Below are 20,394 nucleotides of genomic sequence, written 5' to 3' on the forward strand. Positions count from 1 at the left end.
CCGGAGAAGCTTAAGTGGCACGTAAGACACCCATCAATCGTTACCGCAATATTGGTATTTGTGCGCACGTTGATGCGGGTAAGACGACAACTACTGAGCGTGTTCTGTTCTACACCGGTCTTTCTCATAAGATCGGTGAAGTCCATGATGGTGCTGCCACCATGGACTGGATGGAACAGGAACAGGAGCGTGGTATCACGATCACTTCAGCGGCAACAACTTGCTTCTGGAGTGGGATGAATCAGCAGTTCGATCAACACCGTATCAATATTATCGACACCCCTGGGCACGTAGACTTTACCATTGAGGTAGAGCGTTCTTTGCGTGTGTTGGATGGTGCTGTCGTGGTGCTGTGTGGATCGTCTGGTGTACAGCCTCAAACTGAAACTGTATGGCGTCAAGCAAACAAATATGAAGTGCCACGTATGGTGTTCGTCAATAAGATGGACCGTACAGGTGCCGATTACTTCAGTGTCGTAAGACAGCTTGGAGAGCGCTTGGGTGCGAATGCAGTGCCAATTCAAATCAACATCGGCACCGAGGAGAACTTCTCGGGTGTTGTAGATTTGCTATTGATGAAAGCCATCATGTGGAATGAAGCCGATCAGGGTATGACTTATGATCTGGAAGACATTCCGGCAGACTTGGTTGTCGTTGCTCAAGAGTGGCGTGAACAAATGGTTGAGGCGGCAGCTGAAGCAAATGAAGAATTGATGGATAAGTACCTTGAAGAAGGTGATTTGTCTGTTGAGGACATCAAAGTAGGCTTGCGTGCACGTACACTGGCTAACGAAATTGTACTGGTTACTTGTGGCTCGGCGTTTAAAAACAAAGGCGTACAAGCAGTATTGGACGCAGTGGTTGAGTATCTACCTTCACCATTAGAAGTTAAGGCAATCGAAGGCACTCTAGAAGATGCTGAGACGGTCGTAACGCGTGAGGCAGATGACGAGGCGCCGTTCTCATCGTTGGCATTTAAAATTGCGACAGATCCGTTCGTAGGTACTTTGACTTTCGTTCGTGTATACTCTGGCGTCCTGAATTCAGGCGACGCAGTATACAACTCGGTTAAACATAAACGTGAGCGTGTCGGCCGTATGGTGCAGATGCATGCGAATAACCGAGAAGAGATCAAAGAAGTGCGCGCAGGCGATATCGCGGCTTTGATCGGGATGAAAGACGTTACCACTGGGGATACGTTATGTGATGGCAAACAAATTGTTGTCCTAGAGCGTATGGAGTTCCCAGAGCCAGTAATTTCTGTGGCAGTTGAGCCTAAATCTCAAGCGGATCAAGATAAAATGGCTGTGGCTCTTGGTAAGCTTGCGCAGGAAGATCCATCTTTCCGCGTTGAGACGCACGAAGAGACAGGTCAGACAATTATCTCGGGTATGGGTGAGCTTCACCTAGACATTCTTGTGGATCGTATGAAGCGTGAATTTAAAGTTGACGCTAACATCGGTAAACCACAGGTATCGTACCGAGAAAAAATTCGCAAAGAAGTGGAAGTTAACCACAAATTTGTGCGGCAATCTGGTGGCCGAGGACAGTACGGTCACGTTGTTATGAAGCTGGTTCCGACCGAAAAAGAAGGTTTGGAGTTCGTGAATGAGATTGTCGGTGGTGTTATTCCGAAGGAATACATCCCAGCTGTCGAAAAGGGTATTTCAGAGCAAATGAAGAACGGTGTTGTTGCCGGCTATCCTTTATTAGGATTGAAGGTAGTATTGTTCGATGGTTCTTACCATGATGTTGACTCTAACGAAATGGCCTTTAAAATTGCAGCTTCTCAAGGCTTGAAGAAAGGTGCTGCGGAAGCAGATCCTTGTGTTCTTGAGCCTGTAATGAAGGTAGAAGTTGTAACTCCTGAGGAGTACATGGGTGACGTGATGGGTGACTTGAATCGTCGTCGTGGACTTGTTCAGGGGATGGAAGATTCCCCATCCGGTAAGATTATTCGCGCAGAAGTGCCATTAGGCGAAATGTTCGGGTATGCAACGGATGTGCGTAGTTTGTCGCAAGGGCGTGCAAGTTATGCAATGGAATTCCTAAAATACGCTGAAGCGCCAGCTAGTGTGGCAGACGCGATCATCAAAAATGAAATTTAATCATCATACTTACTATTTATAAGGTGTATGTATCATGGCAAAAGAAAAGTTCGAACGTAGTAAACCACACGTTAACGTTGGTACTATCGGTCACGTTGACCACGGTAAAACTACTCTAACAGCAGCACTTACTCGTGTATGTGCAGAAGTATTCGGCGGTGAAGCTGTTGCATTTGACGGTATCGATAACGCTCCAGAAGAGCGTGAGCGTGGTATCACGATCGCAACTTCTCACGTAGAGTACGATTCTCCAACTCGTCACTACGCACACGTAGACTGTCCTGGACACGCCGATTATGTTAAAAACATGATCACTGGTGCTGCTCAAATGGACGGCGCGATCCTAGTATGTGGTGCGACTGATGGTCCTATGCCACAAACTCGTGAGCACATCCTTCTTTCTCGTCAGGTAGGTGTACCTTACATCGTTGTATTCCTAAACAAAGCAGACCTTCTAGCTGAAGACTGTGGCGGTGCTGACACTGAAGAATACGCAGAGATGCAAGAGCTTGTAGAGATGGAACTACGTGACCTTCTTTCTGAGTACGACTTCCCAGGTGATGACACTCCAATCATCCCAGGTTCTGCCCTAATGGCATTGAACGGCGAAGACGACAACGAAATGGGTACTACTGCAGTAACTAAACTAGTTGAAGCTCTAGACAGCTACATCCCAGAGCCAGAGCGTGCAATCGACGGTGCATTCATCATGCCTATCGAGGACGTATTCTCTATCCAGGGTCGTGGTACTGTAGTAACTGGTCGTGTTGAGCGCGGTATCATCAAAGTTGGTGAAGAAGTTGAAATCGTTGGTATCAAAGATACTACTAAAACAACTTGTACTGGCGTTGAGATGTTCCGTAAGCTTCTAGACGAAGGTCGTGCAGGCGAGAACTGTGGTGTCCTTCTTCGTGGTACTAAGCGTGATGAAGTACAACGTGGTCAAGTACTAGCTCGTCCAGGTTCTATCAATCCTCACACTGAGTTCGAAGCAGAAGTATACGTACTTTCTAAAGATGAAGGTGGTCGTCACACTCCATTCTTCAAAGGCTACCGTCCACAGTTCTACTTCCGTACAACTGACGTAACTGGTTCTTGTGAGCTTCCAGAAGGCGTAGAAATGGTTATGCCTGGCGATAACATCCAAATGACTGTATCTCTAATTCACCCAATCGCGATGGACGAAGGTCTACGTTTCGCGATCCGTGAAGGTGGTCGTACAGTAGGTGCTGGTGTTGTAGCGAAAGTTCTTAAATAATTTTTGCCCCGGCAGAAGTTATAAGTAACTGAGTAAAAAAGGCCGCTCGTTGAGCGGCCTTTTTTTATGAGTGCTGTTTTTGAAATTGGTCACTTGACAACCAATTTTTAAACGGCTAACATTCGCCGTCCTTAAATAAGGATGGTAAGTCAAATTCTGTACAGATGACTTATCTGAACATAGTATTTGGAGTTGGAAATGCAAAGCCAAAAAATCCGTATTCGTTTGAAAGCTTTCGATCACCGTCTGATTGATGCTTCAACGCAAGAGATTGTGGACACTGCTAAGCGCACTGGTGCTCAAGTACGTGGTCCAATTCCACTTCCTACTCGCAAAGAACGTTACACAGTACTGGTTTCACCACACGTAAACAAAGATGCGCGTGATCAATACGAAATCCGTACACACAAACGTGTTCTAGACATCGTTGAGCCAACAGAAAAAACTGTTGACGCTCTAATGAAGCTAGATCTTGCGGCAGGCGTGGAAGTACAAATTTCTTTGGGCTAATCCCCAAAGTTTTAGGGGTGCGATAACCAGCAAGTATTTGTTGGCCTAAGCACATTAGTGGAATGATCTGGAATGGTCAGCCGTAGCGGGTGATAGCCCCGTACACAACTGGCAATTGAGGTATAAAATGGCTATTCAATTAGTCGGACGTAAAGCCGGAATGACACGTATCTTCAACGAAGATGGTGTATCCGTGCCAGTAACCGTTATCGAGGTTGAACCGAACCGTGTAACACAGGTGAAAAACGCAGAAACTGACGGCTACACAGCTGTTCAAGTAACTGTTGGTTCTCGCCGTGCTAGCCGTGTAAACAAAGCAGCTGCAGGTCACTTTGCAAAAGCTAACGTTGAAGCGGGTCGTGGTTTGTGGGAGTTCCGCCTTTCAGGTGACGAAAAAGAAATCAATGTTGGCGACGAGCTAACAGTAGCGGATTTTGAAGCTATTACTAAAGTTGACGTAACTGGTCAATCTAAAGGTAAAGGTTTCCAAGGTGGCGTTAAACGTCACAACTTCCGTACGCAAGATGCTACTCACGGTAACTCATTGTCTCACCGTGCTCCTGGTTCCATCGGTCAATGTCAAACACCTGGTCGTGTTTGGAAAGGCAAAAAGATGGCTGGTCACATGGGCGCAGCTCAAGTAACAACTCAATCTCTAGAAGTTGTTCGCGTTGATGCTGAACGTAACCTAATCCTTGTGAAAGGTGCGGTTCCTGGCGCTGTTAATGGTGACGTAATCGTTCAACCAGCAGTTAAAGCTCGCTAAGAGGGGTAGACAATGAACTTGAATCTAACAGGTGCTGAAGGAACTGTAGAAGTTTCTGACGTGACCTTTGCGCGTGAATACAACGAAGCGCTAGTTCACCAGGTTGTTAGTTCTTACCTGGCTGGTGCTCGTCAAGGTACTCGTGCTCAGAAAACTCGCTCTGAAGTAGCCGGTGGCGGTAAAAAGCCATGGCGTCAAAAAGGTTCTGGCCGCGCACGTGCTGGTACAATCCGTAGTCCTCTATGGCGTACTGGTGGCGTAACTTTCGCTGCTAAACCTCAAGACCACTCTCAGAAAGTAAACAAGAAGATGTATCGTGCAGCAATGCGCACCATCTGGTCTGAGCTTGCTCGTCAAGACCGTCTTGTTGTAGTAGAAGAGCTTTCTATCGAAGCTCCTAAAACTAAGCTTTTCAAAGCTAAAATGGCTGAATTGAATGTTGAGAACGCGCTAGTTGTAGCGCAAGAGCTAGACACTAACCTGTTCCTAGCGGCTCGCAACATTCCGAACGTTGACGTTCGTGATGCAGCGTCTGTTGACCCTGTTAGCTTGATTGCATACGACAAAGTGTTGGTGACAGTTGGTGCTCTGAAACAAGTTGAGGAGGCACTAGCATGATCGGCGAACGCATTTATAAAGTATTGTTAGGTCCACACATCTCTGAGAAAGCGACGATCGTAGCAGAAGGCAACGGTCAGTACGTATTCCGCGTAGTAAATGACGCGACGAAACCAGAGATTAAACAAGCAATCGAAGCGTTGTTTGAAGTCAAAGTTGAATCAGTTCGCACGTTGAACCACAAAGGTAAAACGAAGCGCACGGTTCGTGGTCTAGGCAAGCGTAACGACGTTAAAAAAGCGTACGTACGTTTGGCAGAAGGCCAAGAAATTGATTTCTTGGGCGCTGAATAAGGGGAGATAGGTCAATGGCTGTTGTAAAAAGTAAGCCAACGTCTGCAGGCCGTCGTCACGTTGTTAAAGTTGTTAACACTGACTTGCATAAAGGTGCGCCATACGCTCCTTTGCTAGACAAAAAGAGCAAGTCTGGTGGTCGTAACAACAACGGTCGCATCACTACGCGTCACGTAGGTGGTGGTCATAAGCAGCATTACCGTATCGTAGATTTCCGTCGTAACAAAGACGGTATCCCAGCGGTAGTTGAGCGTTTGGAATATGATCCAAACCGTTCTGCACACATTGCATTAGTTAAATATGCTGATGGTGAGCGTCGTTACATTATCGCTTCCAAAGGTATGGAAGCTGGTTCTGTTGTTTCCAACGGTGTAAATGCCCCTATCAAAGCAGGTAACTCTTTGCCTTTGCAAAACATCCCTGTAGGTAGTGTGGTTCACTGTATCGAGCTTAAGCCAGGTAAAGGTGCGCAAATCGCACGTTCTGCTGGTGCTTCTGCTCAGCTTGTCGCTCGTGAGGGTCGTTACGTAACTCTTCGCCTACGTTCTGGTGAAATGCGTAAAGTTCTTACTGAGTGTCGTGCAACTCTAGGTGAAGTATCTAACTCTGAGCACACTCTACGTGTTCTAGGTAAAGCTGGTGCTAAGCGCTGGCGCGGTGTTCGTCCTACAGTTCGCGGTGCGGCAATGAACCCGGTTGACCACCCACACGGTGGTGGTGAAGGTCGTAGCTCAGGTGGTCGTCACCCAGTTACTCCTTGGGGTGTTCCTACGAAGGGTTACAAAACTCGTAAGAACAAACGTACTGATAAACTTATTGTACGTCGTCGTACTAAGTAATAAGAGGAAACGACTGTGCCACGTTCACTAAAAAAAGGTCCTTTTATCGACCTTCATTTGTTGAAAAAGGTAGAGGCTGCGGTAGAAAAGAATGACCGTCGTCCAATTAAAACTTGGTCGCGCCGTTCTACAATCTTCCCTGAATTTGTAGGGTTGACTATCGCTGTCCATAATGGTCGCCAACATGTCCCAGTTCTAGTATCTGAGGATATGGTCGGTCATAAATTGGGTGAGTTCGCTCCGACCCGTACCTACAAGGGTCACGCTGCGGACAAGAAAGCCAAACGGTAATTAAGGGGTATTAATCATGAGTGAAGTAAGCGCTTCATTGAAGGGTGCTCGCCTCTCAGCGCAGAAGGCCCGTTTGGTAGCAGATCAAATCCGCGGCAAATCTGTAAGCGAAGCACTGAACATTTTGGCGTTCAGTCCTAAAAAGGCGGCAGCAATTGTCAAGAAAGTACTAGAGTCTGCTGTAGCAAACGCTGAGCATAACGAAGGTGCTGATATCGATGACTTGCGTGTTTCTACGATCTACGTTGACGAGGCTATGACTCTAAAACGTATCAAAGCTCGTGCTAAAGGCCGTGCTGATCGTATTTTAAAACGCGGTTGCCATATTACAGTTAAAGTCGCTGACTAATTAGGAGATACCCAATGGGTCAGAAGGTTCATCCAACTGGAATTCGCCTAGGGATAGTTAAAGACCATACTTCTACTTGGTATGCGAACAACCAAAACTACTCTAAGCAACTTTTAAACGATCTTCAGGTACGTAAATACCTAGAAGACAAACTTGTACAGGCTTCTGTTTCTCGCATCGAGATCCAGCGTCCTGCACAAACAGCTCGTATTACTATCCACACTGCTCGTCCGGGCATCGTGATTGGTAAGAAAGGCGAAGATGTTGAGAAACTACGCAACGCAGTATCTGCAATGATGGGCGTGCCAGTTCACATCAACATCGAAGAAATTCGTAAACCAGAACTAGACTCTAAATTGGTTGCGCAAAACATTGCTGGCCAACTTGAGCGTCGTGTTATGTTCCGTCGTGCTATGAAGCGTGCAGTACAAAACGCTATGCGTGCCGGCGCGAAAGGTATCAAGGTTCAGGTAAGTGGTCGTCTGGGCGGTGCAGAAATCGCACGTGCAGAATGGTACCGTGAAGGTCGTGTGCCTCTACACACTCTACGCGCTGACATCGACTACGCTACTTATGAAGCTCACACAACTTACGGCATCATCGGTGTTAAAGTTTGGATCTTCAAAGGCGAAATCTTGGGCGGTATTGAACAAGTGCGTGCTGAAAAAGGCGCACAGAAGAAGAAGTCTAAGTAGGGGGTAGTCAATGTTACAGCCGAAACGTACTAAGTTCCGTAAGACGCAAAAAGGTCGCAACCGCGGTCTTGCTCTTCGCGGCAACCAAGTTAGCTTTGGTGAATTCGGATTGAAATCGACTGAACGTGGTCGAATCACCGCTCGTCAAATTGAAGCGGCGCGTCGTGCAATGACTCGTCACATCAAGCGTGGTGGTAAAATTTGGATCCGTGTATTCCCAGATAAGCCTATTACTCAGAAGCCTCTAGAAGTGCGTCAGGGTAAAGGTAAAGGTAGCGTAGAATACTGGGTGGCTCAAATCCAACCAGGTAAGATGCTTTATGAAGTTGAGGGCGTATCTGAATCTCTAGCTCGCGAAGCTTTCGCGCTAGCAGCAGCTAAGCTTCCTCTAGCTACAACTTTCGTAACGCGTACGGTGATGTAGATGAAAGCAAAAGAATTGCAAGAAAAGTCTGTAGCTGAGCTACAGCAGACCTTGATCGAACTACTACGTGAGCAATTTACTCTGCGTATGCAGAAAGCCACTGGTCAGTTGGCTCAAACGCATTTGCTCTCGCAAGTTCGCCGCAATATCGCACGTGTTAAAACCGTGCTAAATGATAAGGCAGGTAACTAAGATGGCAAGTGTAGAAACTCAAGCTCGTACAGCTACTGGTAAAGTAGTAAGCGATAAGATGGATAAATCCATCGTGGTACTAGTTGAGCGTACTGAACGTCACCCTCTATACGGTAAGTTCGTTCGTCGTTCTACTAAACTACACGCTCATGATGAAAACAACGAGTGTCAAGTTGGTGATACAGTTAAGGTAGTGGAATCACGTCCTTACTCTAAGACTAAAACTTGGAAACTGGTTCAGGTTGTTGAGAAAGCAGCTGCTGTATAAGCAGCTCCTTCCTTCATGAGACTTGTTATCTAATTTGATTGGAGAGCAGAAATGATTCAAACAGAATCGATGCTTGATGTAGCAGATAACAGCGGCGCAAAGCGCGTTCAGTGTATTAAAGTACTGGGTGGCTCACATCGTCGTTATGCTACAATTGGTGACGTAATTAAAGTCACAGTTAAAGAAGCGATCCCACGTGGTCGTGTTAAGAAAGGCCAAGTTATGAACGCTGTTGTCGTTCGAACTAAGAAAGGTGTGCGTCGTCCTGATGGCTCAGTGATCCGTTTTGATGTAAACTCAGCGGTTCTATTGAACGCATCTGGCGCGCCGATTGGTACACGTATCTTTGGCCCTGTGACACGTGAGTTGCGTACAGAGCAATTCATGAAAATTGTTTCTCTTGCACCAGAAGTGCTGTAAGAGGTAGGGGACCGAATATGCGTAAAATCAAACGTGACGATGAAGTCGTAGTAATTGCTGGTAAAGACAAAGGCAAACGCGGCAAAGTTGTTAAAGTAGTAGACGAAAGCCGCGTGATTGTTTCTGGTATCAATATGGTCAAGAAACATGAGAAGCCAAACCCAATGAAGGGTACAACTGGCGGTATCGTTGAAAAAGAAGCACCTATCCAGGTTTCAAACGTAGCCATTTTTAACAATGCTACTGGTAAAGCGGATCGCGTCGGCTTTAAAGTGACTGAAGACGGTACTAAAGTACGTGTTTTCAAATCTAACAGTGAAGCGATCGACGCCTAAGAGCGAGAATTATAGCCATGGCGAGACTTAAGCAAGTTTATAAAGATCAAGTTGTAGCAAAACTGACTGAACAGTTTGGCTACCAAAACGTAATGGAAGTGCCAAAAATCACTAAAATTACGTTAAACATGGGTGTTGGTGAAGCTATCGCAGACAAGAAACTTCTTGAAAATGCGGTAAATGATCTTACAGCACTTAGCGGCCAGAAAGTGGTAGTAACTAAAGCACGCAAATCTGTTGCAGGCTTTAAAATCCGTGACGGTTACCCGATCGGTTGTAAAGTTACTCTACGTGGCGACCGTATGTGGGATTTCTTCGACCGTTTGGTTGATGTTGCTATCCCACGTATCCGTGACTTCCGTGGTCTAAACCCGAAGTCATTCGACGGACGCGGTAACTACAGCATGGGTGTTAAAGAGCAGATCATCTTCCCAGAAATCGATTACGATAAAGTAGACCGTGTACGCGGTATGGATATTACCATTACTACTACTGCTCGTACCGACGAAGAAGGTCGTGCTTTGCTAGCCGCCTTTAGTTTCCCTTTCAAGAAATAAGAGGTAGGAATCATGGCTAAAGTATCAATGATTCAACGCGAAGCTAAGCGCACAAAATTAGTAGCTAAGTACGCTGAAAAGCGTGCTGCTCTAAAAGCGATCATTAACGACGTTAATGCATCGGACGATGAAAAGTGGGAAGCAACGCTTAAACTGCAAGCGCTTCCACGCGATTCATCTTCTTCACGCCAACGTAACCGTTGTCAGGTTACTGGTCGTCCACACGGCGTATTCCGTCGCTTCGGCTTGTCTCGTATCAAGCTACGTGAAGCAGCGATGCGCGGTGACGTACCAGGCTTGAAGAAAGCTAGTTGGTAAGCAAGTAGAGCACGATCATAATACATGGCAGTGAGAGGGTGTCTAAATACTGGACATTCTGCTCGCTGCTGTGTACTATGCGCGAGCTCTATTTGCTGCACAATGGTTTTTTCTATTAGGAGCTCTTAAATGAGTATGCAAGATACACTTGCGGATATGATTACTCGTATCCGTAACGCACAGTTGGCTGCAAAAACAACTGTGTCTATGCCTTCATCAAAAATGAAGGTATCTGTTGCTAACGTTCTTCGCGAAGAAGGTTACGTGACTGACTACAGCGTGGAAGAAGGCGCTAAGCCGACTCTTACTATCGAACTAAAATACTTCGAAGGTAAGCCTGTAATCGAAGAGATCAAACGTGTCTCTCGTCCAAGTTTGCGTCAATACAAAGCATCAGCAGACCTACCAAAAGTAGAAGCAGGCCTAGGCGTTGCTATCATCTCTACTTCTAAAGGTCTTATGACTGATCGTGCAGCACGTGCTGCTGGTATTGGTGGCGAAGTAATCTGCACAGTATTCTAGGAGTTAGTATGTCTCGAGTTGCGAAAAGCCCTGTGACGCTTCCTAGTGGTGTAGAAGTTACTCTAAATGGACAGTCTGTTGCCGTTAAAGGTAGTAAAGGTTCTTTAGAGCTAAACGTACACACAAGCGTTGAAGTTAAGCAAGAAGAAAACGTTCTTACTTTTGCTCCACGTGATGGTGCAAAACAAAGCAATGCACTAGCTGGTACTACTCGTGCCCTAGTCAACAACATGGTTGTTGGTGTAAGCCAAGGCTTTGAAAAACGTCTACTACTACAAGGTGTTGGTTACCGTGCTGCTGTAAAAGGCAACGTTCTTAACCTAGCACTAGGTTTCTCTCACCCAGTAGATTATGAACTGCCTGAAGGCGTTACTGCTGAGTGTGCATCACAAACAGAAGTTATTCTTCGCGGTATCGACAAGCAAGCGCTAGGTCAAGCGGCTGCTGAAGTTCGCGGCTTCCGTCCACCAGAGCCATACAAAGGCAAAGGTGTTCGTTATGCTGATGAAGTTGTTCGCCGTAAAGAAGCTAAGAAAAAGTAGTAGGTAAGCATTCATGAACACTAAGAAACAATCTCGAATTCGTCGTGCTCGCCGCACGCGTTTGCATATTCGTGACCTAGGTGCGAACCGTCTTACTGTAAATCGCACACCACGTCACATGTATGCGCAAGTTATTTCGCCATGTGGTAGCACAGTGCTAGCAAGCGCTTCTACTCTAGATGCGAGCCTACGTTCTTCTGCGACTGGTAACAAAGACGCAGCGGCTAAAGTGGGTGCACTAATTGCTGAACGTGCTAAAGCAGCTGGTATCACTGCTGTAGCTTTCGATCGTTCTGGCTTCAAATACCACGGTCGCGTTCAAGCGCTAGCTGATGCTGCGCGTGAAGCTGGTCTAGAGTTCTAAGGGGTAGCAAATGGCAGTTAACGAACAACAAACTAGCGATCTACAAGAGAAGCTAGTACAAGTAAACCGCGTTGCTAAAGTAGTTAAGGGTGGTCGTATCTTCTCTTTCACTGCTTTGACAGTCGTTGGTGATGGTAACGGTAAAGTAGGCTTCGGTCGTGGTAAAGCACGTGAAGTTCCTCAAGCTATCCAAAAAGCAATGGAACAAGCTCGCCGTAACATGGTAAACGTTGCTCTTGATGGCGACACACTTCAATACCCAGTTAAAGCGGTTCACGGTGCATCTAAAGTGTACATGCAGCCAGCTTCTCAAGGTACTGGTGTTATCGCAGGTGGTGCAATGCGTGCGGTTCTAGAAATCGCTGGCGTTCACAACGTACTAGCTAAATGCTACGGTTCAACTAACCCTGTAAACGTTGTTCGCGCAACGATCAAAGGTTTGGCTGACATGCGTGCACCTGAGCAAATCGCTGCAAAACGCGGTAAGTCTGTCGATCAAATTTTGGGGTAATGTGAAATGGCTAACAAAACCATCTCAGTACAACTGACTCGTAGCCCTATCGGTCGTCTTCCAAAGCACCGTGAAACAGTTAAAGGCTTGGGTCTTAAAAAGATCGGTCAAGTACGTGAACTAGAAGATACTCCTTCAGTTCGTGGCATGATCAATAAAGTTTATTACATGGTTAAAGTGGTAGGAGAGTAACATGTTCCTAAATACTATTCGCCCTGGCGAAGGTAGCAAGCATGCTCCTAAACGTGTAGGCCGCGGTATTGGTAGCGGTTTGGGCAAAACTGGCGGTCGTGGCCATAAAGGTCTTAAGTCTCGTTCAGGTGGCTCAGTTAAACCAGGTTTTGAAGGTGGTCAGATGCCTATCCAGCGTCGTCTACCAAAATTTGGTTTCACTTCACGTCAGGCTCAGTATGTAGCTGAAGTTCGTCTAAACGAACTAGCCGCAGTGAATGCAGAAGTTGTAGATTTGGCTGCTCTTAAAGCTGCCGACATCCTAGGTGACAAAATTAAGTCAGCGAAAGTTATCCTTTCTGGTTCTATCGAGAAAGCCGTAACTGTACGTGGCCTTAAAGTTACTAAAGGTGCTCGTGCCGCGATTGAAGCAGCTGGCGGAAAGATCGAGGAATAGATGACAAAGCGTGGCTCACTACCAGCAGGTATGCAAAGCGGACTTGGCGAGCTATGGGCTCGAATCCGTTTTGTTTTCTTAGCAATTATTGTATATCGAATCGGTGCGCACATTCCGGTACCTGGCATTAACCCAGACCGTCTGTCAGCACTGTTTGACCAGAACGAAGGCACAATCCTGAGTTTATTTAACGTATTCTCAGGCGGCGCATTGGAGCGTATGAGTATTTTTGCTCTAGGTATCCTGCCCTATATTTCTGCCTCGATCATTATGCAGTTATTGACAGTAGTGAGTCCGCAACTAGAGCAATTAAAGAAGGAAGGTGAAGCGGGTCGTCGTAAGATTACCCAATACACTCGTTACGGTACGGTTCTTCTTGCACTTGTTCAGTCTGCTTCTATGGCAGTCGGCCTAGCTAGCCAAGGTATTTCGTTCAGCTCAGGTTTAGAGTTCTACGCTGTTGCAGTCGTGACTCTAGTAGCTGGTACAGTATTCTTGATGTGGTTAGGTGAGCAGGTAACAGAGAAAGGCATTGGTAATGGTATTTCGATCCTTATCTTTGCTGGTATCGTGGCAGGTCTTCCTTCTGCTCTAGGTCGTTCATTTGAATCGGCCCGTCAAGGTGATATCAATATCCTTGCACTGCTTTTGATTGGTATTTTGGCAATCGCTACCATCGCGTTCGTAGTCTTTATTGAACGCGGTCAGCGCCGTATTACTGTCAACTATGCCAAGCGTCAGCAGGGCAAAAAGGTGTTTGCCGCACAAAAGAGTCATTTGCCACTAAAAGTGAACATGGCGGGTGTAATTCCACCAATCTTCGCTTCTAGTATTCTTCTGTTCCCAGCTTCGATCGGCCAATGGTTCGGTCAAGGTGAAGGGATGGAATGGTTGCAAAATCTTTCTTTGGCTCTAGCTCCTGGGCAACCGCTCTATGTGCTGTTGTTTGCGATAGCAATTGTTTTCTTTTGCTTCTTTTATACAGCGCTGGTGTTCAACCCTAAAGATGTGGCAGATAACTTGAAAAAGTCCGGTGCGTTTTTGCCGGGCATTCGTCCAGGCGACCATACAGCTCGATACATCGACGGTGTTATGACTCGTTTGACGCTATTCGGTGCCTTGTATATCACGCTAGTGTCATTGATGCCTCAGTTCTTTGTCGTAGCATGGAACGTTCCTTTCTACTTCGGTGGTACTTCGATGTTAATCGTAGTCGTTGTAGTAATGGACTTTATGTCTCAAGTACAAAGTCACTTAATGAGTCATCAATACGAATCATTAATGAAAAAGTCTAATCTGACTGGATATGGTCCAAATGGCCTAATGCGTTAAGCATAGGTTGGAGTTGAACATGAAAGTACGTGCATCTGTAAAGAAAATCTGTCGTAACTGTAAAGTCGTTCGTCGTAACGGCTCAGTTCGAGTGATCTGTACTGAACCTCGACACAAACAGCGTCAAGGTTAATAGCCGGATTATTCGATGATGGGAGGGTGGTTGATTTTTGTCCGCTATGCTGGCATAATCTGCCACCCTCATGAAAGCAAAGTGATGAAGTATTTCATCCATAACAACGGAGTAAAGTGAATGGCCCGTATAGCCGGTGTCAATATTCCTGACAATAAACATGCGGTCATTTCTCTAACTTACATCTTCGGGATCGGTCGCACTCGCTCACAAGAAATCTGCCAAGCTGCAGGTATCGAAGAAACCGCTAAAATCGGTTCTCTAAGCGATGAAGTGCTAGACCGTCTACGTGGCGAAGTTGCTAAGTTTACTGTAGAGGGTGACCTCCGCCGTGAAGTCAGCATGTCTATCAAACGTTTGATGGACTTAGGCTGTAACCGTGGCATCCGTCACCGCCGCAGCTTACCAGTTCGTGGTCAACGTACCAAAACGAACGCTCGTACACGAAAAGGCCCTCGTAAGCCAATTCGTAAGTAATTCAACGCGTTTCGCTCTAGTGCATTAAGTCTGCTAGAGCTGAGCATTAGATTTAGGAAAAGTGCAATATGGCTAAGCCAGCAACGCGCAATACCAAGAAAAAAGTCAAAAAGACGGTCGTCGACGGTGTTGCTCACGTACATGCGTCTTTCAACAACACGATCGTGACTATCACTGATCGCCAAGGCAACGCTTTGTCTTGGGCGACTGCGGGTGGTTCAGGTTTCCGTGGCTCTCGTAAAAGTACTCCTTTCGCTGCACAGGTTGCTGCGGAACGTGCCGGTGCGGTTGCGCAAGAGTTCGGTCTTAAGAACGTTGACGTATTGATCAAGGGCCCTGGTCCTGGTCGTGAATCCGCAGTTCGTGCATTGAATGCACTAGGTCTGCGCATCAATAACATCACAGACGTGACGCCAATCCCGCACAACGGTTGCCGTCCGCCTAAGAAACGTCGCGTTTAAGAGGAGACAGACACATGGCTCGTTATTTAGGTCCTACTTGTAAACTGTCTCGTCGTGAAGGCACAGACTTACAACTTAAAAGTGGCTCACGCGCTCTAGAATCAAAATGTAAAGCAGAAACAGTTCCAGGTGTGCACGGTGCACGTCGTGGTCGTCTTTCTGATTACGGTCTACAGCTACGTGAGAAACAGAAAGTTCGCCGTATCTACGGCATTCTTGAAAAACAATTCCGTAACTACTACAAAGAAGCGGCTCGCATCAAAGGTGCAACTGGTGAAAACCTTCTGCAACTTCTTGAGTCTCGCCTAGACAACGTAGTTTACCGTGCAGGCTTCGGCTCTACACGTGCGGAAGCTCGCCAGCTAGTTGGCCACAAGGCTATCCTAGTAAACGGCGAAGCGGTTAACATCGCATCTTTCCAGGTTAAATCTGGTGATGTTGTGTCTATCCGTGAAAAAGCTAAGAAGCAGTTGCGTGTACAAAACGCACTAGAGCTATCTAAAAATCGCGCACCGATCCACTGGATCGAAGTTGATTCAACTAAATTGGAAGCAACTTACAAAGCTGCTCCGGAGCGTGCCGATTTATCAGCTGAAATTAATGAGAACCTAATCGTCGAGCTTTACTCTAAGTAATAGCTAGATGGTTAGGATTAAGAAATAGGTGGATCTATGCAGCGTTCAGTGAGCGAATTGTTAACCCCACGCAACATCGAAGTACAAGAGCTAGGCCAGTCTCGTGCCAAGGTAACTCTGCAACCACTAGAACGTGGTTTCGGTCATACACTTGGTAACGCACTACGCCGTATCCTTTTGTCTTCTATGCCTGGTTGTGCAATTGTCGAAGTAGAAATCGACGGTGTATTGCATGAGTACAGTGCGATTGAAGGGGTAAAAGAAGACGTTATTGAAATTCTTCTTAACCTAAAAGGAGTTGCGATCGCTCTACACGGGCAAGATGAAGCAACTCTAACACTAAGTAAGAAAGGTCCTGGTGTCGTAACAGCTGGAGATATCCAACTTGTTGCTGACTCTGAGATTTCTAACCCAGATCATGTTATCTGTCACCTTGATGACACTGCTGAACTAAACATGCAGATCAAGGTAGCACGTGGTCGTGGTTATGAGCCTGCTGACGCTCGTGTTGCTAGCGATGATGAGACTCGTCCAATCGGTCGCTTGCAGCTGGATGCCTCTTTCAGTCCTGTTCGCCGTGTTGCGTACAGCGTAGAGAATGCTCGTGTAGAGCAGCGTACTGACCTAGACAAACTTGTCATTGACATCGAGTCTAACGGTACTATCGACGCTGAAGAAGCAATTCGTCGTGCAGCGACTATTCTACAACAACAGATCGCTGTATTTGTCGCTCTTGAGAGCGAAAGCGAAACGGTTGTAGAAGAAGAAGAGGATGAGATTGATCCGATTTTGCTACGCCCGGTTGATGATCTTGAGCTAACCGTTCGCAGTGCTAACTGTCTGAAAGCAGAAAACATCTACTACATTGGTGATTTGATTCAGCGTACAGAGGTTGAGCTACTTAAAACGCCTAACCTAGGTAAGAAATCATTAACTGAAATTAAAGATGTTTTAGCACAGCGCGGTCTGTCTTTGGGAATGCGTCTAGAAAACTGGCCACCAGCTAGTTTGAAAGACGATAGCAAAGTTCTAGCTCGCTAGATCATTGTTCCCTGACCACCGTAGTTTGGTAAGGAATATATAATGCGTCATCGTAAGAGTGGACGTCACTTAAACCGTACTAGCTCTCATCGCAAAGCGATGTTCAAAAACATGGCTGCTTCTCTATTCGAGCACGAAGTTATTAAAACTACGTTGCCGAAAGCCAAAGAACTTCGTCGCGTTGCTGAGCCTTTGATCACATTGGCGAAAGAAGATTCGGTTGCGAATCGTCGCCTAGCCTTTGCACGTACTCGTAGCAAAGATGCAGTAGGTAAATTGTTCTCTGAGCTTGGTCCTCGTTACCAAGGTCGTCCTGGTGGTTACGTTCGCATTCTAAAATGCGGCTTCCGCGCAGGTGACAATGCACCTATGGCTTACGTTGAACTGGTTGATCGTCCAGTTGCGGAAGCTGCAGACGCTGAGTAATACAGCATTTGCTTAAAAAAAGCCGAGCCACAAGCTCGGCTTTTTTGCGTCTAAAGGTTTGTTATACGGCCATCCGTGGCAATTAATCGATAGACATAAAAAAGGAGCCAGCGGCTCCTTTTTCATTTCATGACTGATAGCACTGATTAAAGCATTGGTTTTAAGAAGCGTGCAGTGTGAGAGGTCTCATGTTCAGCCACTGTCTCAGGGGTGCCTTCGGCCACAATGTAACCGCCACCACTGCCGCCTTCGGGGCCAAGGTCGACGATCCAGTCCGCTGTTTTAATCACATCGAGGTTATGTTCGATCACCACAATGGTATTGCCGTGATCACGTAGGCGATGCAGTACCGATAGTAATAACTCGATGTCGGCAAAGTGTAGGCCTGTGGTTGGTTCATCTAAGATATACAGCGTTTTGCCGGTATCGCGCTTTGATAGTTCCTTGGCCAGCTTCACGCGCTGTGCTTCACCACCCGATAGAGTGGTGGCGGCTTGGCCGAGACGAATATAGCCAAGGCCGACATCGATCAGCGTTTGTAGCTTACGGGCAATGGATGGCACCGGATCGAAGAACTCTCGTGCTTCCTCGATGGTCATTTCCAAACATTCGTGAATGTTTTTGCCTTTGTAAGTGATTTCCAAGGTTTCACGATTGTAACGGTGGCCTTTACAGACATCACAGGGGACGTACACATCCGGCAAGAAGTGCATCTCTACCTTGATCACGCCATCACCCTGACAGGCTTCACAGCGGCCGCCTTTGACGTTAAAGGAGAATCGCCCTGGTTTGTAACCACGGGAACGGGCTTCTTGCGTGGCCGCAAACAGCTCACGCATCGGCGTGAAAATGCCAGTATAGGTGGCTGGGTTAGAGCGCGGTGTACGGCCGATTGGGCTTTGATCGATGTCGACACATTTATCAAAATGATCGAGCCCTTCGATGTGGCTGTGCTCAGCGGCGGTCAGAGTGGTCGCACCATTTAACGCTGTCGCGGCTAATGGGTACAAGGTGCCATTGATTAAGGTCGACTTACCTGAACCGGACACGCCGGTGACACAGGTCATGACGCCTACAGGGATGTTCAAGGTGACATCATTCAGGTTATTGCCTTGGGCACCGTGTAGCGTGATCTGTTTACCTTGTGTCGCTTGGTGACGTAACGCTGGTATTTCAATCTTACGTTTGCCGGTTAGGTATTGGCCAGTGATGGAGGCTTCACAGTCCATGATGTCTTGTGGCGTGCCAGAGGCAATCACTTGGCCGCCATGCACACCAGCGCCTGGGCCGATATCAATCAGGTGGTCTGCGACACGAATCGCATCTTCGTCGTGTTCTACCACGATTACCGTGTTGCCCAGATCACGTAAACGCGTCAGGGTACCGATTAAACGCTCGTTATCACGTTGGTGTAGGCCAATTGAAGGCTCATCGAGAATATACATAACGCCGACAAGGCCGGCACCGATCTGGCTGGCCAAACGAATACGCTGTGCTTCACCACCCGATAGCGAGTCGGCTTTACGATCCAGCGTCAGGTAGTCGAGGCCAACGTTTACTAGGAAGCTTAAACGGTCACGGATTTCTTTGAGGATCTTCTCGGCGATTTCCGCCTTTGCCCCCTGAAGCTGCAACGTTTCAAAGTATTGCAAGCACTCAGCGATTGGCTTCTTCACAATGTCTGGCAGCGTTTCGTCGGCAATAAAGACGTTACGTGCGGCTTTGTTTAAACGGGTGCCGTGACAGGATGAACAAGGTTTGGTGCTGATGTACTGGGATAAGTCATCGCGCACACTGTCCGATTCGGTTTCATGGTAACGACGGTTAAGGTTCGGCAGCACCCCTTCAAAGGCATGCGAGCGCGTCATCTTGTCGCCACGTTCGTTGATGTAGACGAAATCGATTTTATCTTTGCCAGAACCGTTCAGGATGATGTCCTGATACGCCACCGGGATGTCTTTGAATTTCGAATTGATATCAAAGCCATAAAAGTTCGCTAGCGCATTCAGCTGTTGGAAGTAGAAGATGCTGCGACGTCCCCAGCCACGAATCGCGCCTTCACCCAAGGTCAGGCTTTCATCTTGAATCACACGATCGGCATCAAATGCTTGTTGTGTGCCAAGGCCATCACAGGTTTGACAGGCACCATTTGGGTTATTGAACGAGAACAAACGCGGTTCTAGCTCGGTAATGGCGTAGCCACACACTGGACAAGCGAACTTGCTCGAGAACACGAGCTCATCGTTCTCGTCGTCCATATTAATGACTTTGGCGATGCCATCCGACAGCGACAAACAGGTTTCAAAGGATTCGGCTAGGCGCAGTTGCAAGTCTGGACGGACTTTAAAACGGTCAATCACCACCTCGATGGTGTGTTTCTTGTTTTTCTCCAACGCCGGCGCATCGTCCAGATCCACCACGATGCCGTCAATACGAGCACGTACGAAGCCTTTTGACAGCAATTCACTGATGGTATGTAAATGCTCGCCCTTACGATCTTTAATGATCGGCGCCAGCATCATCATTTTGCTTTCTTCTGGCAGTGCTAAGACTTTATCGACCATTTGGCTGATGGTCTGCGCTTCTAAGGGCTCGCCATGGTCTGGACAGCGCGGCTGTCCCGCACGAGCAAACAATAAACGCAGATAATCGTAGACTTCGGTAATGGTACCGACGGTCGAGCGTGGGTTATGTGAGGTCGACTTTTGTTCGATGGAAATCGCCGGAGATAAGCCTTCGATATGATCAATATCGGGCTTTTCCATCATGGACAAGAACTGACGTGCGTAGGTCGATAGGGATTCGACGTAACGACGTTGGCCTTCGGCGTAGAGGGTATCAAATGCGAGTGACGATTTGCCTGACCCTGAGAGTCCGGTAATCACCACCAGCTTGTCGCGAGGAATGTCCAAATCGATGTTTTTAAGATTGTGGGTCCGCGCGCCGCGAAGGGTAATAGTGTCCATGAGTCTCCAAAATGTAATGCAACCAAGGAAAAAGTCATTCAAAATAGAATAACTGTCTATTTTTACAGTAGTTAAAATAGAGCTTCAACGGTATTTTTAGTAAAATCTGCGATCT

At 47.0% G+C, this 20,394-nt stretch carries 31 protein-coding genes; 30 read left to right on the forward strand and 1 reads right to left on the reverse strand.

From position 1 onward, the window contains the following. The first annotated feature begins 14 nt into the window (after window positions 1-14). The 30 genes from fusA to rplQ all read left to right on the forward strand — a co-directional run bounded on the left by fusA (window position 15) and on the right by rplQ (window position 17,313). Window positions 15-2,108, forward strand: a complete 2,094-nt coding sequence (fusA, locus tag MAQ5080_RS06810) for an elongation factor G (protein WP_067207668.1) — start codon at window positions 15-17, stop codon at window positions 2,106-2,108. Between the two features lie 34 nt (window positions 2,109-2,142). Beyond that, window positions 2,143-3,366 (forward strand): elongation factor Tu, encoded by a 1,224-nt coding sequence (tuf, locus tag MAQ5080_RS06815; protein WP_067207665.1) that lies wholly within the window; start codon window positions 2,143-2,145, stop codon window positions 3,364-3,366. A 198-nt stretch (window positions 3,367-3,564) separates the two neighbouring features. Then, window positions 3,565-3,876 carry a 30S ribosomal protein S10 gene (gene rpsJ, locus MAQ5080_RS06820; RefSeq protein WP_067207662.1) on the forward strand — a complete coding sequence of 104 codons (312 nt, stop codon included), beginning with the start codon at window positions 3,565-3,567 and terminating at the stop codon, window positions 3,874-3,876. Between the two features lie 127 nt (window positions 3,877-4,003). Further along, window positions 4,004-4,642, forward strand: a complete 639-nt coding sequence (gene rplC / locus MAQ5080_RS06825; RefSeq protein WP_067207660.1) for a 50S ribosomal protein L3 — start codon at window positions 4,004-4,006, stop codon at window positions 4,640-4,642. Between the two features lie 12 nt (window positions 4,643-4,654). Further along, the gene (gene rplD / locus MAQ5080_RS06830) at window positions 4,655-5,260 is read left to right on the forward strand and encodes a 50S ribosomal protein L4 (RefSeq protein ID WP_067207656.1); all 606 of its coding nucleotides are present in this window, start codon (window positions 4,655-4,657) and stop codon (window positions 5,258-5,260) included. Continuing rightward, complete coding sequence (rplW, locus tag MAQ5080_RS06835) at window positions 5,257-5,553, forward strand: 50S ribosomal protein L23 (protein WP_067207653.1); 297 nt, start codon at window positions 5,257-5,259, stop codon at window positions 5,551-5,553. The genes rplD and rplW overlap by 4 nt, the downstream gene beginning before the upstream one ends. Window positions 5,554-5,567: 14 nt before the next feature. Then, window positions 5,568-6,392 (forward strand): 50S ribosomal protein L2, encoded by an 825-nt coding sequence (rplB, locus tag MAQ5080_RS06840; protein ID WP_067207650.1) that lies wholly within the window; start codon window positions 5,568-5,570, stop codon window positions 6,390-6,392. A gap of 15 nt (window positions 6,393-6,407) precedes the next feature. Further along, window positions 6,408-6,683 carry a 30S ribosomal protein S19 gene (rpsS, locus tag MAQ5080_RS06845; RefSeq protein ID WP_055462806.1) on the forward strand — a complete coding sequence of 92 codons (276 nt, stop codon included), beginning with the start codon at window positions 6,408-6,410 and terminating at the stop codon, window positions 6,681-6,683. Between the two features lie 16 nt (window positions 6,684-6,699). Then, on the forward strand, window positions 6,700-7,032 hold the full coding sequence (gene rplV / locus MAQ5080_RS06850) for a 50S ribosomal protein L22 (protein WP_055462807.1): 333 nt from the start codon (window positions 6,700-6,702) through the stop codon (window positions 7,030-7,032). A 14-nt stretch (window positions 7,033-7,046) separates the two neighbouring features. Next, window positions 7,047-7,727, forward strand: coding sequence for a 30S ribosomal protein S3 (gene rpsC, locus MAQ5080_RS06855; RefSeq protein ID WP_067207647.1), 681 nt, complete (start codon window positions 7,047-7,049; stop codon window positions 7,725-7,727). Window positions 7,728-7,737: 10 nt separating this feature from the next. Then, entirely contained in the window at window positions 7,738-8,151 is a 414-nt protein-coding gene (rplP, locus tag MAQ5080_RS06860) for a 50S ribosomal protein L16 (RefSeq protein ID WP_067207644.1), read from the forward strand. After that, entirely contained in the window at window positions 8,152-8,343 is a 192-nt protein-coding gene (rpmC, locus tag MAQ5080_RS06865) for a 50S ribosomal protein L29 (RefSeq protein WP_055462810.1), read from the forward strand. It begins immediately after the preceding gene. A gap of 1 nt (window position 8,344) precedes the next feature. Next, entirely contained in the window at window positions 8,345-8,611 is a 267-nt protein-coding gene (gene rpsQ / locus MAQ5080_RS06870; protein WP_067207642.1) for a 30S ribosomal protein S17, read from the forward strand. A 51-nt stretch (window positions 8,612-8,662) separates the two neighbouring features. Further along, a complete protein-coding gene (gene rplN, locus MAQ5080_RS06875; protein ID WP_055462812.1) occupies window positions 8,663-9,031 on the forward strand; it encodes a 50S ribosomal protein L14 in 369 nt (122 codons plus the stop codon). 17 nt (window positions 9,032-9,048) lie between these two features. Next, on the forward strand, window positions 9,049-9,366 hold the full coding sequence (gene rplX / locus MAQ5080_RS06880) for a 50S ribosomal protein L24 (protein ID WP_067207640.1): 318 nt from the start codon (window positions 9,049-9,051) through the stop codon (window positions 9,364-9,366). A 17-nt stretch (window positions 9,367-9,383) separates the two neighbouring features. After that, window positions 9,384-9,923: a 50S ribosomal protein L5 gene (rplE, locus tag MAQ5080_RS06885; RefSeq protein ID WP_067207638.1), complete on the forward strand. Its 540-nt coding sequence runs from the start codon at window positions 9,384-9,386 to the stop codon at window positions 9,921-9,923. Between the two features lie 12 nt (window positions 9,924-9,935). Next, window positions 9,936-10,241 (forward strand): 30S ribosomal protein S14, encoded by a 306-nt coding sequence (rpsN, locus tag MAQ5080_RS06890; protein ID WP_055462815.1) that lies wholly within the window; start codon window positions 9,936-9,938, stop codon window positions 10,239-10,241. Between the two features lie 129 nt (window positions 10,242-10,370). Continuing rightward, the gene (gene rpsH, locus MAQ5080_RS06895) at window positions 10,371-10,763 is read left to right on the forward strand and encodes a 30S ribosomal protein S8 (RefSeq protein WP_067207636.1); all 393 of its coding nucleotides are present in this window, start codon (window positions 10,371-10,373) and stop codon (window positions 10,761-10,763) included. Between the two features lie 8 nt (window positions 10,764-10,771). Beyond that, on the forward strand, window positions 10,772-11,305 hold the full coding sequence (rplF, locus tag MAQ5080_RS06900) for a 50S ribosomal protein L6 (protein WP_067207634.1): 534 nt from the start codon (window positions 10,772-10,774) through the stop codon (window positions 11,303-11,305). Between the two features lie 13 nt (window positions 11,306-11,318). Beyond that, complete coding sequence (rplR, locus tag MAQ5080_RS06905) at window positions 11,319-11,669, forward strand: 50S ribosomal protein L18 (RefSeq protein ID WP_067207633.1); 351 nt, start codon at window positions 11,319-11,321, stop codon at window positions 11,667-11,669. A 10-nt stretch (window positions 11,670-11,679) separates the two neighbouring features. Continuing rightward, window positions 11,680-12,180 (forward strand): 30S ribosomal protein S5, encoded by a 501-nt coding sequence (gene rpsE, locus MAQ5080_RS06910; RefSeq protein ID WP_067207631.1) that lies wholly within the window; start codon window positions 11,680-11,682, stop codon window positions 12,178-12,180. Window positions 12,181-12,186: 6 nt separating this feature from the next. Next, window positions 12,187-12,372, forward strand: coding sequence for a 50S ribosomal protein L30 (rpmD, locus tag MAQ5080_RS06915; protein WP_055462820.1), 186 nt, complete (start codon window positions 12,187-12,189; stop codon window positions 12,370-12,372). A gap of 1 nt (window position 12,373) precedes the next feature. After that, on the forward strand, window positions 12,374-12,808 hold the full coding sequence (gene rplO / locus MAQ5080_RS06920; RefSeq protein WP_067207630.1) for a 50S ribosomal protein L15: 435 nt from the start codon (window positions 12,374-12,376) through the stop codon (window positions 12,806-12,808). Then, window positions 12,809-14,140: a preprotein translocase subunit SecY gene (gene secY / locus MAQ5080_RS06925; protein WP_067207628.1), complete on the forward strand. Its 1,332-nt coding sequence runs from the start codon at window positions 12,809-12,811 to the stop codon at window positions 14,138-14,140. Window positions 14,141-14,159: 19 nt separating this feature from the next. Then, window positions 14,160-14,273, forward strand: coding sequence for a 50S ribosomal protein L36 (gene rpmJ / locus MAQ5080_RS17215; RefSeq protein ID WP_082861045.1), 114 nt, complete (start codon window positions 14,160-14,162; stop codon window positions 14,271-14,273). A 120-nt stretch (window positions 14,274-14,393) separates the two neighbouring features. Further along, on the forward strand, window positions 14,394-14,750 hold the full coding sequence (gene rpsM / locus MAQ5080_RS06930) for a 30S ribosomal protein S13 (protein ID WP_067207626.1): 357 nt from the start codon (window positions 14,394-14,396) through the stop codon (window positions 14,748-14,750). Window positions 14,751-14,818: 68 nt separating this feature from the next. After that, entirely contained in the window at window positions 14,819-15,211 is a 393-nt protein-coding gene (rpsK, locus tag MAQ5080_RS06935; protein WP_067207624.1) for a 30S ribosomal protein S11, read from the forward strand. A gap of 14 nt (window positions 15,212-15,225) precedes the next feature. After that, window positions 15,226-15,846: a 30S ribosomal protein S4 gene (rpsD, locus tag MAQ5080_RS06940; RefSeq protein ID WP_067207622.1), complete on the forward strand. Its 621-nt coding sequence runs from the start codon at window positions 15,226-15,228 to the stop codon at window positions 15,844-15,846. Between the two features lie 36 nt (window positions 15,847-15,882). Further along, entirely contained in the window at window positions 15,883-16,887 is a 1,005-nt protein-coding gene (locus MAQ5080_RS06945; protein ID WP_067207619.1) for a DNA-directed RNA polymerase subunit alpha, read from the forward strand. 42 nt (window positions 16,888-16,929) lie between these two features. Further along, the gene (gene rplQ, locus MAQ5080_RS06950; protein ID WP_055462827.1) at window positions 16,930-17,313 is read left to right on the forward strand and encodes a 50S ribosomal protein L17; all 384 of its coding nucleotides are present in this window, start codon (window positions 16,930-16,932) and stop codon (window positions 17,311-17,313) included. Window positions 17,314-17,459: 146 nt separating this feature from the next. Here rplQ and uvrA read toward each other — a convergent pair whose 3' ends face one another. After that, window positions 17,460-20,279, reverse strand: coding sequence for an excinuclease ABC subunit UvrA (gene uvrA / locus MAQ5080_RS06955; RefSeq protein WP_067207616.1), 2,820 nt, complete (start codon window positions 20,277-20,279; stop codon window positions 17,460-17,462). Window positions 20,280-20,394 lie beyond the last annotated feature (115 nt).

This window comes from Marinomonas aquimarina (genome assembly GCF_900089755.1).
Taxonomy (GTDB): Bacteria; Pseudomonadota; Gammaproteobacteria; order Pseudomonadales; family Marinomonadaceae; genus Marinomonas; species Marinomonas aquimarina.

Bases quoted from the DNA above. Each gene is read 5' to 3' on its own strand.
- rplC (WP_067207660.1), top strand. From the start codon at position 4,004: ATGGCTATTCAATTAGTCGGACGTAAAGCCGGAATGACACGTATCTTC.
- uvrA (WP_067207616.1), bottom strand. From the start codon at position 20,279: ATGGACACTATTACCCTTCGCGGCGCGCGGACCCACAATCTTAAAAAC.
- rplQ (WP_055462827.1), top strand. From the start codon at position 16,930: ATGCGTCATCGTAAGAGTGGACGTCACTTAAACCGTACTAGCTCTCAT.
- rpmC (WP_055462810.1), top strand. From the start codon at position 8,152: ATGAAAGCAAAAGAATTGCAAGAAAAGTCTGTAGCTGAGCTACAGCAG.
- rpsQ (WP_067207642.1), top strand. From the start codon at position 8,345: ATGGCAAGTGTAGAAACTCAAGCTCGTACAGCTACTGGTAAAGTAGTA.
- rplO (WP_067207630.1), top strand. From the start codon at position 12,374: ATGTTCCTAAATACTATTCGCCCTGGCGAAGGTAGCAAGCATGCTCCT.
- rplN (WP_055462812.1), top strand. From the start codon at position 8,663: ATGATTCAAACAGAATCGATGCTTGATGTAGCAGATAACAGCGGCGCA.
- rpsE (WP_067207631.1), top strand. From the start codon at position 11,680: ATGGCAGTTAACGAACAACAAACTAGCGATCTACAAGAGAAGCTAGTA.
- MAQ5080_RS06945 (WP_067207619.1), top strand. From the start codon at position 15,883: ATGCAGCGTTCAGTGAGCGAATTGTTAACCCCACGCAACATCGAAGTA.
- rpsJ (WP_067207662.1), top strand. From the start codon at position 3,565: ATGCAAAGCCAAAAAATCCGTATTCGTTTGAAAGCTTTCGATCACCGT.
- rpmD (WP_055462820.1), top strand. From the start codon at position 12,187: ATGGCTAACAAAACCATCTCAGTACAACTGACTCGTAGCCCTATCGGT.
- rplB (WP_067207650.1), top strand. From the start codon at position 5,568: ATGGCTGTTGTAAAAAGTAAGCCAACGTCTGCAGGCCGTCGTCACGTT.
- rplD (WP_067207656.1), top strand. From the start codon at position 4,655: ATGAACTTGAATCTAACAGGTGCTGAAGGAACTGTAGAAGTTTCTGAC.
- rpsK (WP_067207624.1), top strand. From the start codon at position 14,819: ATGGCTAAGCCAGCAACGCGCAATACCAAGAAAAAAGTCAAAAAGACG.
- rplR (WP_067207633.1), top strand. From the start codon at position 11,319: ATGAACACTAAGAAACAATCTCGAATTCGTCGTGCTCGCCGCACGCGT.
- rplV (WP_055462807.1), top strand. From the start codon at position 6,700: ATGAGTGAAGTAAGCGCTTCATTGAAGGGTGCTCGCCTCTCAGCGCAG.
- rpsC (WP_067207647.1), top strand. From the start codon at position 7,047: ATGGGTCAGAAGGTTCATCCAACTGGAATTCGCCTAGGGATAGTTAAA.
- rpsM (WP_067207626.1), top strand. From the start codon at position 14,394: ATGGCCCGTATAGCCGGTGTCAATATTCCTGACAATAAACATGCGGTC.
- rplW (WP_067207653.1), top strand. From the start codon at position 5,257: ATGATCGGCGAACGCATTTATAAAGTATTGTTAGGTCCACACATCTCT.
- rpmJ (WP_082861045.1), top strand. From the start codon at position 14,160: ATGAAAGTACGTGCATCTGTAAAGAAAATCTGTCGTAACTGTAAAGTC.
- rplX (WP_067207640.1), top strand. From the start codon at position 9,049: ATGCGTAAAATCAAACGTGACGATGAAGTCGTAGTAATTGCTGGTAAA.
- secY (WP_067207628.1), top strand. From the start codon at position 12,809: ATGACAAAGCGTGGCTCACTACCAGCAGGTATGCAAAGCGGACTTGGC.
- rpsD (WP_067207622.1), top strand. From the start codon at position 15,226: ATGGCTCGTTATTTAGGTCCTACTTGTAAACTGTCTCGTCGTGAAGGC.
- rpsN (WP_055462815.1), top strand. From the start codon at position 9,936: ATGGCTAAAGTATCAATGATTCAACGCGAAGCTAAGCGCACAAAATTA.
- rplP (WP_067207644.1), top strand. From the start codon at position 7,738: ATGTTACAGCCGAAACGTACTAAGTTCCGTAAGACGCAAAAAGGTCGC.
- rplF (WP_067207634.1), top strand. From the start codon at position 10,772: ATGTCTCGAGTTGCGAAAAGCCCTGTGACGCTTCCTAGTGGTGTAGAA.
- tuf (WP_067207665.1), top strand. From the start codon at position 2,143: ATGGCAAAAGAAAAGTTCGAACGTAGTAAACCACACGTTAACGTTGGT.
- rpsH (WP_067207636.1), top strand. From the start codon at position 10,371: ATGAGTATGCAAGATACACTTGCGGATATGATTACTCGTATCCGTAAC.
- rplE (WP_067207638.1), top strand. From the start codon at position 9,384: ATGGCGAGACTTAAGCAAGTTTATAAAGATCAAGTTGTAGCAAAACTG.